This window comes from Pseudoalteromonas sp. SCSIO 43101 (assembly GCF_023650775.1).
GTDB lineage: Bacteria > Pseudomonadota > Gammaproteobacteria > Enterobacterales > Alteromonadaceae > Pseudoalteromonas > Pseudoalteromonas apostichopi.
Genome location: NZ_CP072673.1, coordinates 1,721,986 through 1,734,001 on the forward strand (window position 1 = coordinate 1,721,986; position 12,016 = coordinate 1,734,001).

Here is a 12,016-nt window from a genome sequence, read left to right on the forward strand (position 1 = left end):
GGCCTTTTTAATGCATATGTCGTAATAGTAAAATTTAAAAAATTAGATTGCTGAGTTTATAAAGGCTAAGGCCAAATATAAGTAGTAGTACCGGGGCGACTACAAGGTTAACAAGCAAGGAGTTGGTGTGTTCTTTCATGATAGATTTTTGATTAACTAACCAAACAAGGTAACAGGTAACGATTGGGAGTAATAAACCATTAGCCGCTTGCGCAAAGATGATGACCGCAACAGGATCAAGTCCAAGTGATGCGACAAGTGAGCCAAAAACGAGGATAATAATGGCGACAAGTTTAAACCGCATATCACTCATTTGTGTTGACCAGCCAAGCATACCGCAAACAGCATAAGCACCAGCAAGTGGGGCAGTAATTGCGCTAGTTAGGCCAGCTGCACATAAACCGATAGCAAAGAAATAATGTGCCATACCACCTAGGAGAGGCTCTAGTTGCACGGCCATATTAGCCGCTGATATTTTTCCTGCATCGCTACCATAAAACGCCACTGATGCCGTTGATAGAATGGCTAAGGTTATTATACCTCCTAAAGTAATTGAGATACTGGTATCAAGGTTCGTTTCTTTAATTACTTTGTTAATGTTTTTAGAACTATCGTGTTTTTCAGCAAGTACTCCTGAATGTAAAAACAGGTTATAGGGCACAATTGTTGTGCCTATCAAGGCCAGTACCGTGGTAATTGAATCATTTGGTAAGCTCGGTATAAAGCCCTTTAATATCTGATTAAGAGGTGGAGCGGCCATAACGAGCGTTGATATAAACACTAAGCTCATCAACACCACTAAAACAATTAACGCACCTTCAATTACTTTGTGCTTGCCAGTGTACAAAAGCACTGCACTTAATACTGCAATAAGTGGTGTCCATAACATTGGGCTGACAGATGGCATAATTTCTTGCAGCCCTAAACTTGCACCAGTCAGATTGCCCGCTTCATAGGCAGCACTACCAATACCAATGGCACTGATCACTAATATCGCTGCGAGTGCTTTAAAAATAGGTGTTTGAATGGTTGTCCTAAGTGCAGACGCTAAATCTTGCCCAGTAGCTACGCCGAGACGGGCAGCCATTGATTGCAACAAAATAGTTGCTATGACAGAAAACAATAACGTCCAAATAAGAGCAAAGCCAAAATTGGCACCTGCAACACTTGCAGTAGTGATGGTTCCTGGGCCAATAAAAGCGGCGGTGACTAGAAGTCCGGGACCTAAACGCATGATAAAACCTTTTATTATTATTTGTTTAGTGTTTTAACAATAAGATGAAAAACAGCTAACGTTTTAGAAAAAGATCTTAAGGGTATAGAGACTCAAGGTTAGGGTAAAGTAAAAGAGATGATTATCTTTGTAGATATCATCAGAACATAAGAGCACGTTGAAATTGTAAAATTTATACAGTTTACGAAGTAATGGTGTAATACATTTGAAGTTGATAAAAATTGTATCTATAAATCAATAGGTTATTTTGGTCGGGTTTTTGCAAGATATAGGCTTACTTGTTGTTGAATAAAAGGATATAAGAAATGCCTGTACTTACTTTTTCAGCCTATTTTGCTGTGTATGTTTATCTAATTATGCTGACTATTCAGTGGTTAATCGCGGCTGTCAGTAAAGCAAAGCAGCCAAACGCAGTGCCCGGTAAGATAGATAATTCTTTGAGTCATGATAGCTTTGTGTTTCGCTCGCATCGAACATTTATGAATACTTTAGAAAATAGTCCGTTGTTCTTAGCGACAGTATTTCTGGGTTTTTTTCTAAACTTGAATAGTAGTGCATTTGCGCTTTGTATATGGGTGTATGTGATCGCCAGAATTATCCATATGCTTTTGTATTATATGATAGCAACCGAAAAGAACCCGAGCCCACGAAGCTATTTCTTTTTAATTGCTGCAATGGCTAACATGGTGATGTTGGGGTTAATAGGCTTACGTTTACTCTAAAAGGTCGGTGAGGTATTGAGATTAAATGCCTCACCTGATGTTGTTTAAATTGAAAAAGTAACTATTCGATATTCATTAAAACACTGCTAATTTCTGTGTCATATTGAACTGTGATCAATACTGTTCCCAATGTATTTGAGGTACTTGTAACCTTGTAGGCGGCTTGAGCTGTTCCCGCATTTACTATTTTAGTCGTTACTAGGTTACTGTTATTAATACTCCAATTAGCAAACTCAGTTACATTTAAAGATGTTGGATTTGAGCTATAGTTCGCGAACAATTTGAGTTCAATAGTGCCTAAAGGAGATATTGAATACTCGCTAGCGCCATCGTTAATTTCTAAAGAATCAAGTTCAGCGTCACCTTCAATCTGTACTGTTGTAATCTTTTGCTTATTACCACATTCAGCTAATAGTTGTGTGGTCCCGGGCTTAAGGGCAAGAAAACTAGCTGTCGAATCACTATCGTCAATACTTTTTGGTGTTAAACCAATAAAGTTACTGTTGATTGCAGACCACTTGATACTTGAGCTAATGTCTTCTGTTTGCTCTGAATTGCCATTTTGATATACCGCTTTGGCAGCAAGTTGGATTCGATCTCCAACGCTGATGTTTAACTCACTGTCTTGTTCCGAATTAAACGAAACATTAATTTCTTTTAAATTGCTAGGATCTGCAACAACAGATAATTGATCGGTAACATTGCCAATTGCAGCTGTAATTACAGTGCTTTCAACAGCTGCAGCAGATGTATATACAAAGCCTTGCTGATTGATTTTGGCAGTAGTATTTTCATCGACACTTAGGTTTATATCTCTCAAGCTATTTAATGCAGTATATCCATCAACGTAGGTTATATCGGCCGATACTCTCGCAGGCGTGCATGTATTGATAGAGTCTGTTGCAGGAATGACTTGTTTTAATTTAATTGATTCTGCCGCCACATCTGCAATAGATATTTGTTTTTCATCACTAATATCATTTATAGTCGTCGCGGATATAGTAATTAACCCTTGGCTAGATGGCGAATTTTTTAGAGCTGTTAACAAGCCATTACTATTGATTTTAGCAATACTCTCGTCACTTGTTTGCCAGGTTATTTCATTGGTTACGTCTCTAGACTCACCATTTGAATCTATACCCGTTACTTTCAATTGATGGGTGTCACCTTCTTTTAAACGAACTTGGTAGTTTTCAATACTAAGTGACTCAATGATAGTGCCTTCTTGGCGTAACTTTTCAAGTTCAACTTCTTTTGCTAACTGAGTTGAGTCAGTTTCAGATCCGCAACCCAAAATAGCGCTAACAATTAATGAGATACTGAAAAGTTTTGATACGTTCAACTGCGTGTTCATGAAAATCCTTTCGATTAGCTATTTAAAAATGGTAAGTAAGGCCAAGTGTTACACCACTGATTTCTACGTCGTCTCCTTTGAATAAAGATTGGTAGGCTAATCTCACTTGTGTATTTTTGATATAAGGTATCTGCTGGTGAACTGCCACTCCCCATGCAAAGCCATCATAATTATAATTTGTGGGGAGCTTTTCAGATGCTGAATTAACGATCATTTCGTTTTTTGCATAGCCTAATGAAATATCAAGCCCAAAGCCGTTAACCACATCAGATTGCATAACAAAAAAGAGTGCGGCGCTTTTTTCAAGTTCAAACTCTAAATTGTAAATGTTGTCGTCATCACTTGATATTAAGTACTGTGCCTCAAATGCCATATTATTGTTGCTGGCACCTGCTCTTATGAAGGTAGCAGTTGGTTTAGCACTTTCACTACTAATTTCAATATCACTGAGCATATAGTCAGCACCTAGATAGTACGTATCTGCCTTAGTCTGAAAACTAGCTGCAAATAGTAAAAGCAAAATATACTTTTTCATAATTTAATTTCTTGTATTTATATTAGGGTCGATACTAGCGTTTAGTATTAGTGGAATCAAGCAGCGTAATTGTTAATTTACATACAACTGGTTGAATTATATTTGAAACTGTAAATAACTAGCTCGAAGATACATGTACCAATTAGCTAGTTAAATACAACAAAAACTTAATTACTCAACACCAATAAAACCACCGGTTTGATGTGACCACAGGGCAGCGTAGATGCCACCTTGTGAAATTAATTGTTGGTGAGAACCTTGTTCAACCACGCCACCTTCATCAAGCACAATGAGTCTATCCATTTGTGCAATAGTTGATAAGCGATGCGCAATTGCTATAACCGTTTTACCCGTCATTAAATCGTCTAAGCTGGTTTGAATTGCCGCTTCTACCTCTGAATCAAGGGCACTAGTTGCTTCATCTAATATCAAAATTGGAGCATCTTTTAACAGTACACGGGCAATAGCAATACGCTGTCGCTGACCACCTGAAAGCTTCACACCTCGCTCACCGACTTGTGCAGCAAAGCCTTTATTACCTTTGCTATCTTCTAAGTCTTCGATGAACTCGAGTGCCTTAGCTTGCTTTGCAGCAGCGAGCATTTCTTCTTCCGTTGCATCTGGCCTGCCATAAAGAATGTTGTCTTTTACTGAGCGATGTAACAGCGAGGTATCTTGCGTCACCATCGCAATATGTTTACGTAAACTTTCTTGGCTTACATCAGCGATGTTTTGACCATCAATACGGATAGTGCCCGAGTCAACATCATAAAAGCGCAGTAATAAGTTCACTAGGGTCGACTTACCAGCGCCAGAACGACCAACTAAACCAATTTTTTCACCTGGTTTTATATCAAGGTTTAAGCCATTGATAACAGGGCCGCGATGGGTTTCGTTAGCCGCTTTACCATAGTTAAATTGCACATTCTCAAAGCTTATCGACCCTTTATCAACGTTAAGGGTGCTCGCATCTGTTTTATCATCTACTTCAATCGGCGTTGATAGGGTTTTCATACCATCAGCAACAGTACCAATGTTTTCAAACAGGCTACTGATCTCCCACATGATCCATTGTGCCATACCGTTTAATCTAAGAGATAAACTCACTGCAATAGCGATAGCCCCAACACTGATGGCACTAATAGACCACAGATACAATGACAAAGCGGCAATGCTAAATACCAGCAAATAATTAAGAGTATTGATAGAAAAGTTCAAGCTGGTAACTAAACGCATCTGCTTATATACCGGTTGTAAAAACACATCCATGCTGTCTTTTGCGTATTGCTCTTCACGCTGCGTATACGAGAATAATTTGATTGTTGAAATGTTAGTATAACTATCAACCACACGTCCGGTCATTTCCGAACGCGCATCTGCCTGCGAGCTGGCTACTTTTTTGAGTTTGGGCACAAAATACATCTGAATTGCAGCATAAAGGACTAGCCAAACCAATAATGGCAGCATCAAACGCCAGTCAGATTCAGCGACTAAAAATACCATGGCACCAAAGTAGACTACGATATACATTAGTACATCGAGCAGTTTCATCACTGACTCACGAACAGCTAATGAGGTCTGCATGACTTTTGTCGCAATACGACCAGCAAATTCGTTTTGATAAAAGCTAACACTTTGACGAAGCAAATAACGGTGCGCTAGCCAACGGATAGACATAGGGTAGTTACCCAGTAGCGCTTGATGTAACACTGCTGAGTGAAAAAATACAACTATGGGCAATACTACCAGCAGCACAATTGCCATTTTTGTAAGCTCAGCCTGCTGCTCAATAAATAAGGTATCTGGGGTGTATTGACCGAGCCAATCAACTAATTGCCCCATATAGCTAAAAAGCGAGACTTCTAGAATCGCGAGTGCAGCTGCGCTTAAAGACATTAATAGCAATGAGAGTTCCATGCCTCGTGTATAATGACGACAAAAGGCGAATAAGCTATTAGGTGGTTGAGAAGGTTGCTCTTTCGGAAACGGATTGGTCATCCGCTCAAATAAACGATACATAGACGACGCTTTTTAATAATCAAAGTAACCTTACTATACCATTTGAGTGTATTTTTAGCAGTTCATTTAATTTAAAAACTAATATTAAAATCTATCACTATTCAATTATTTACATCTAGTCGTATAAATGAAAATATAATAAGAAAAAGGAATTATGATGAAAAAGTTTCTCTGTACGTTATCGATCATTTTCAGCTTACCGCTTTATGCTTATCAAACCGACACCTATACGTTTAAAGGTAAAAAAACAGCCATAGAAAAACCTGTGACGGTGACGATACCGGATGGCTATCAAGAATCAAAAAAATACAATGTTATATATGTCTTACATGGCTACAGTGGCAATCATAGTGATTGGACAAAGCTTACAGATATAGAAAAACTAGCAGATCAATATGATGTTATCATTGTTAATCCTGATGGTAACTATGGCTCTTGGTATCTAGATTCAGATATCGACAAAAGTTCGCAATACGAGACTTACATCGCTGAAGATTTAGTCAATTATATAGACTCAACCTATTCGACCAATCGGTCTAAAAGTGGGCGTGCAATCACAGGCTTATCGATGGGAGGGTTTGGCGCGTTGCATATTGCTATCAATAACCAAGCACGGTTTGCTGCAGTATCAGGGATTTCAGCGGGAGTCGATGTAAGGCCGTTTAGTGCAGAGTTTGACCTTGCAAAAGTACTCGGCAGTTACGCTGAAAACAAAGAAAAATGGGATAGCATAGCCATTATTAATAACCTTCATAAAATTGCTGCAGGCAATACGGCATGGAAAAAGGGGGCTGATACCTTACCGATTATGCTTGATATTGGTGTAGGTGATTTTTTTATAGAGCAAAACAGAGCACTACATCAAGCTATGTTAGACCTGCGTATTCGCCATGATTATATTGAACGCCCAGGCATTCATGACTGGCACTATTGGAATAAAGTAATTGCCTATCAATTTTTATTTTTAACCTCTCATATGGCACCATAAAGGATGTTTCAACGTATTCTTGTGTTAATTGCCATTGGCTTTTTTGGTTTTATAGGTTGGGTTATTTACCTTGCTAATACCGGACAAAAGTCGGTATTTTTTGATCTCGTTGCAGTCATTCCTTACGGTGATAAGTTGGGGCATTTTTGCTTATTTGGTCTACTCACGTTATTCATCAACCTTGCCTTTAAATTTAAGACAATGGCTGTAGGGGGACGACCTATCTATTTAGCTGTGTTGATTGTTAGTACGTTTGTGATTTTAGAAGAGCTAAGCCAGTATTTTGTCGAATCGAGAACATTAGATTTTATCGATTTAATTGCTGACTTTGCGGGTATCGCAGTATTCAGTGCTATTTCAGCTTGGCTTTGCAAAAAGTTATATCCAACTAAGAGCTAAACTTTCAGTAACTTGCTTGGTTTCGTCTATAATCAGTGTAGACCAAGCCTAAAAGTTGCGTATGAACAGAGATACCTCAGATTATTTGTCAGATATTATTGATCTATTACTCGATGCTGTATGCGTAGTTGATGCCAAAGGTACGTTATTGTTTACTAATCCTGCCTTTGAAACAATCTTCGGATACACACCAGAAGAAGCTATAGATAGGAATATGCTGGACTTTGTTTACCCAGAGGACAGGGCCAAAACTATTAATGCCATAAACCAAATTGTGGTCAATGATCAGCATCCACGATTTGAAAATCGTTGGGTAAGGAAAGATGGCAGAGTGGTTCATGTATTGTGGTCTGTCTATTGGTCAAAAGAAAAACAAGTCAGAGTGGCTATCGCTTATGACATAACAGAGCAAAAAAATCTCGAACAAAAACTGATATATATGGCGGGACACGACCCCCTCACCGATCTTCCTAATCGTAGTTATTTAACTACCCAACTTGAAGAGTCATTATCAATTGCAAATACTATTTCAACAGTGATTGCAGTACTTTTTATCGATATAGATGGTTTTAAGCAAGTTAATGATGTTCATGACCATGGCGCTGGCGACAAACTATTAAAAACGATTGCAATGCGCATTCGTCATGTTTTGAGAAAGGAAGACAGTGTAGGGCGCTTAGGCGGCGATGAGTTTGTGGTTATTCTCAATAGCATTAAACACAAAAGTGATGTTATTAAAATCGTTGATGAGCTAATAGCGGAGATATGTCAGCCTTTAGTTTACAATGATGCGGAGCTTACCTACTCACCCAGTATTGGTGCCGTGCTGTTTCCTGAACATTATGGTGATGCTGAATATTTAATTCAGTGTGCCGATAAAGCCATGTACAAAGCAAAGAATGAAGGGGGGAATCGTATGGTTTTTTATAATGATGGAATAAAGTTACCCGGCGCTAAAAACACAGGTTAGCGTATCATAAACTACAGCAGGTATATGGTTTCAACCTAATAATTTGTTTTCTAACTCATAACTATTGCACGAAATGAAATATTAGTTAGCCTTGAATGATTCATTGAAGGAGTGAAACTATGTTTAAGCGTAAAATAATAACTAATAGTGCTTTTTTTAGCTCATCACTGTTATTGGTAGCGGCGGCTCATGCCACAACACCTCAATATAAAGAACAACAAGCTTTGCATGAAATTGCAAGTGCCGTTTCTAAAACACGTATAGAGCAAGATATTCAAACGCTGGTTGACTTTGGCACTCGCCATACTCTCTCTGAGACGAAATCAGATACGCGTGGTATTGGTGCTGCAAGACGTTGGATCAAGTCTGAGTTTGAGGCGATTTCTAAAGCTTGTGGTAACTGCCTAGAAATCATTGAAGTAAAAGACACTATTTCCGGTGAAAAGCGTATTCCAAACCCGGTTGAAGTTGTTAATATTGTGGCTATTCAGCGCGGTCAAGTTGATGCTAATCGCATGGTTATGATGTCGGGTGATATTGATTCGAGAGCCTCTGATGTAATGGACTATACCTCAGATGCGCCAGGGGCTAACGATAATGCATCTGGTGTGGCTGGCGTGCTGGAATCGGCGCGAGTTTTATCAAAGTATAAATTTAATGGCTCAATTGTTTATGCAGCTTTATCTGGTGAAGAGCAAGGCTTGTTTGGCGGCAAAATTTTAGCTAAATACGCTCAAGATCATAATTGGCGTGTTCATGGTGTTTTAAACAACGACATGATTGGTAACTCAACGGGCATTAATGGGGTAACAGATAACACAACTGCACGTATCTTCTCTGAAGGTACTCGCGTTATAGAAACAAAAGAGCAAGCCCATAAACGCCGTTTTACGGGGGGTGAAGTTGACTCTGCAAGTCGTAACCTTGCGCGTTACATAGATACAATCGCAGACCGCTACATTGAGAACTTGGATACCATGTTGATATATCGACTCGATCGTTTTGGTCGAGGAGGGCATCATCGTCCATTTAACGATGTTGGCTTTGCGGCTGTGCGTATTATGGAAACCAACGAAAACTACAACCAACAGCATCAAGACTTACGTACTGAAAATGGTATTACCTATGGTGACACCATTGACCATGTTGATTTTGCTTATGCAGCGAAATTAACTTCACTAAATGCGGTGACTATGGCTTCAATAGCGTGGGCTCCAGCACCGCCAACGGGCGTTAGTATTTCAGGTGCTGTAAAGCCAAGTACAACCTTAGCGTGGGATGAAAGTGATGATCCAACGGTGGTTAGTTATAAAATCTATTGGCGTTATACCAGCGAACCACAATGGCAATTTAGCCGTGATGTTGGCAAAGTAACAGAAGCAACACTGAAAAATGTCGTGATAGATAACTACTATTTTGGTGTTGCTGCTGTGAACAAAGATGGTATTGAATCACCGGTTGTATTTCCTGGTGATGTTGGCGCATTCGAATGGCCAAACAAATAACTAAATAGGAATAGTTAAGTCATAGCGAACACCACCCAGTTCGCTATGAGCTGCCATAATACGCCAGTTATGGGCTTCGACAATTTGTTTTACAATCGCAAGCCCAATTCCTGAACCTGATTGTTTCACTGTTTTTAAGTCTGGCACTCTATAAAGATGGTCAAAAATCTTTGCTAAACTCTCGTCGCTGACGCCAGGGGCTGAATCTTCATAGCAGATTAATAACCGTGTTTGGTTTTGGCTAATCGTAAAATTAATTTTCCCAGGCTGCTGCGTGTACTTAATCGAATTACTGATTAAGTTTGCAAATAATTGTGAAAGCCTTGTTGCATCACATTCTAGTGTTAATTCATCCGTTATATTTTGTGTGAACCCAACTTCAAACTTATCAAGTTGAATAATCATATCTGCGTGTAAGCTTTGGAAATACTCTGCAGCATTAATTTTTGTTAGGTTGAGCTGAAAACTATTTTGTTCAAGTAGTGATATTTTATTTAAATCACTGACTAAAGTAGCCATGTCGGTGATTTTTTGGTTGAGCTTTTCGTAAGTGAGCTCATTAAATTGAGTTAGGCCTGCTTGAAGGGTTTCAAGGTGTAAGCGTAAACCCGTTAGTGGACCACTTAGCTCGTGAGCAACTTGTGATAATAACTTACTACGTTGACTAATTTGTTTATCTAGATAATTTCGACGCTGTTCAATGAGTTGTTTTCTCTGTCTCACTCTTAATAATGCGATGCCCATTACAGCTAAAAGCAAACTAAATATTAAAATACTATATAGGATAGTTTGGCGCTGAGAGGCAATAGCTTGGCTTTTTTCATTATCTTGGAGCTTTAAATCTTGAATAGCCAAGTCGCGGTCGCGCATAGCAATGGAGTTTTGCAGCTCAGCTAAACGTTGATTGTAGTTGTTACGGGCAAAACCTTTTTCAAGCTCAGTAATCGTTTTTTGATATAAAAATGCCTGTTGATAATCTGTTTGTTTTTCTGCCACTGTTGTCAGATGCTCAAGGGCAATGATTTGTTTTTGTTGTTTATTCTTGGTTTTACTTAATTGGTAGGCTTGCTCTGCATAATGTTTAGCTTGTTTAAGTTCAGAAGAGCCAATATATAGTTTTGCTAATGTTAGTAACACATCTATATATAAGTGATCGTCATGTTTTAGCTCAGTGATCACTTGTTCTTCAATTGCTAATGCTTGTTCTAGGTTATCCATTTTTAGCAAATTTATAGCAATATTATGGTTTGCCCAGGCAGTATTTCGAGTGCTGTCATAACTCGCAAACACTTGTTGTGCTTGTTTAGCGTAATCCAGTGCTGAAGTGTAGTTTTTTAGCCCATATTCACATTGTGATAGCTTAACAAGACTATGTCCGATATCAGAAAGAGCTCCAGTTTGCTTATCAAAATATAAGGCTGTGTTAAATTCGCCTTTTGCTTTTTCGAATTGTTCTAAATCTAAATAACTTTGCGCAATTGAATAACTTATACCAGCTTGCAGTGAAATAGACGGCGACATTTTCTGAATTACTTCTCGACGTTTTAATTTATATTCGAGAGCAAGGGTCAAACGATCTAACTGTTCAAGGTTACGAGAGTAACCTTGGTATAGTATCTCTTTTTGTTTTAATGTTAATTCGCGTTTATCGTTGTGAATGTACGTCTCTAAAAGGGTCAAGGCTGCTTGGTACTTTCCAGAATTATGATAAGCACTAACAAGGCTCGCCACGGCATCAATCTCATAATCAGTAAATTGCAAACGCTGAAAAAGGGCAACATTTTGTTGAGACAGTTGAATAGCGGTCTCTAAGTCATTTTGTCTGTATGCCAATCGCGCTTTAGCTAGATACAACTCGCTATAAATAGGGGAGTCGTTTTTGTATTGGGGCATGGATTCAAGTTCATCAAAAATAGTTTGCGCTTGTTGAAACTTTCCTAAGTGTATATAAACGTGTATCAATCTAACATTAAAGCTTATTTGCTCTGCAAGGCTGGCAGTTTCGATAAGGTGCTTATCAATATTTATTAAATACTCGTAACGTTTTTGATAGTCGCTGATTGTAATGGCTTCATCAATGTTGCTTTGCAGCGTTGATGCAAAAGCACTGCTGAGGTATAAGATACAAAACAGAAGGTAAGAGGTTTTAAGTTTCATAGTGCGGTTTATTATAAATTTATTCCGCATTAGTTTAGCATGCCATTCTTTTAAGTGGGGATGATTCGCTTATGTGACCAAAAAGAGTTGCATTTTGCAATTATCCTTCTCGCATCTTGCAAGTAATTTGGAT

Annotated in this window: 10 protein-coding genes; 5 read left to right on the forward strand and 5 right to left on the reverse strand. The window is 38.6% G+C overall.

What is annotated here, in order from left to right; translation table 11 throughout:
• Positions 1-34: 34 nt before the first annotated feature.
• Positions 35-1,234 (reverse strand): Nramp family divalent metal transporter, encoded by a 1,200-nt coding sequence (locus J8Z25_RS08090; protein WP_130051587.1) that lies wholly within the window; start codon positions 1,232-1,234, stop codon positions 35-37.
• Between the two features lie 305 nt (positions 1,235-1,539).
• Here J8Z25_RS08090 and J8Z25_RS08095 point away from each other — a divergent pair, with 305 nt between their 5' ends.
• Entirely contained in the window at positions 1,540-1,956 is a 417-nt protein-coding gene (locus J8Z25_RS08095) for an MAPEG family protein (RefSeq protein WP_130051586.1), read from the forward strand.
• A 61-nt stretch (positions 1,957-2,017) separates the two neighbouring features.
• Here J8Z25_RS08095 and J8Z25_RS08100 read toward each other — a convergent pair whose 3' ends face one another.
• The 3 genes from J8Z25_RS08100 to J8Z25_RS08110 all read right to left on the reverse strand — a co-directional run bounded on the left by J8Z25_RS08100 (position 2,018) and on the right by J8Z25_RS08110 (position 5,864).
• Complete coding sequence (locus J8Z25_RS08100) at positions 2,018-3,310, reverse strand: Ig-like domain-containing protein (RefSeq protein WP_130051585.1); 1,293 nt, start codon at positions 3,308-3,310, stop codon at positions 2,018-2,020.
• 22 nt (positions 3,311-3,332) lie between these two features.
• Positions 3,333-3,845 (reverse strand): putative outer membrane beta-barrel protein, encoded by a 513-nt coding sequence (locus J8Z25_RS08105; RefSeq protein WP_130051584.1) that lies wholly within the window; start codon positions 3,843-3,845, stop codon positions 3,333-3,335.
• A 171-nt stretch (positions 3,846-4,016) separates the two neighbouring features.
• On the reverse strand, positions 4,017-5,864 hold the full coding sequence (locus J8Z25_RS08110) for an ABC transporter ATP-binding protein (protein WP_250661955.1): 1,848 nt from the start codon (positions 5,862-5,864) through the stop codon (positions 4,017-4,019).
• Between the two features lie 157 nt (positions 5,865-6,021).
• Here J8Z25_RS08110 and J8Z25_RS08115 point away from each other — a divergent pair, with 157 nt between their 5' ends.
• The 4 genes from J8Z25_RS08115 (at position 6,022) to J8Z25_RS08130 (ending at position 9,726) form a co-directional block, all read left to right on the forward strand.
• Complete coding sequence (locus J8Z25_RS08115) at positions 6,022-6,852, forward strand: alpha/beta hydrolase (RefSeq protein WP_250661956.1); 831 nt, start codon at positions 6,022-6,024, stop codon at positions 6,850-6,852.
• A gap of 3 nt (positions 6,853-6,855) precedes the next feature.
• Positions 6,856-7,251 carry a VanZ family protein gene (locus J8Z25_RS08120; protein WP_130051581.1) on the forward strand — a complete coding sequence of 132 codons (396 nt, stop codon included), beginning with the start codon at positions 6,856-6,858 and terminating at the stop codon, positions 7,249-7,251.
• A 61-nt stretch (positions 7,252-7,312) separates the two neighbouring features.
• Entirely contained in the window at positions 7,313-8,221 is a 909-nt protein-coding gene (locus J8Z25_RS08125; RefSeq protein ID WP_250661957.1) for a sensor domain-containing diguanylate cyclase, read from the forward strand.
• A gap of 119 nt (positions 8,222-8,340) precedes the next feature.
• Positions 8,341-9,726, forward strand: coding sequence for a M28 family peptidase (locus J8Z25_RS08130; protein ID WP_130051579.1), 1,386 nt, complete (start codon positions 8,341-8,343; stop codon positions 9,724-9,726).
• Here J8Z25_RS08130 and J8Z25_RS08135 read toward each other — a convergent pair whose 3' ends face one another.
• Positions 9,727-11,883, reverse strand: coding sequence for an ATP-binding protein (locus tag J8Z25_RS08135; RefSeq protein WP_250661958.1), 2,157 nt, complete (start codon positions 11,881-11,883; stop codon positions 9,727-9,729).
• Between the last annotated feature and the right edge of the window lie 133 nt (positions 11,884-12,016).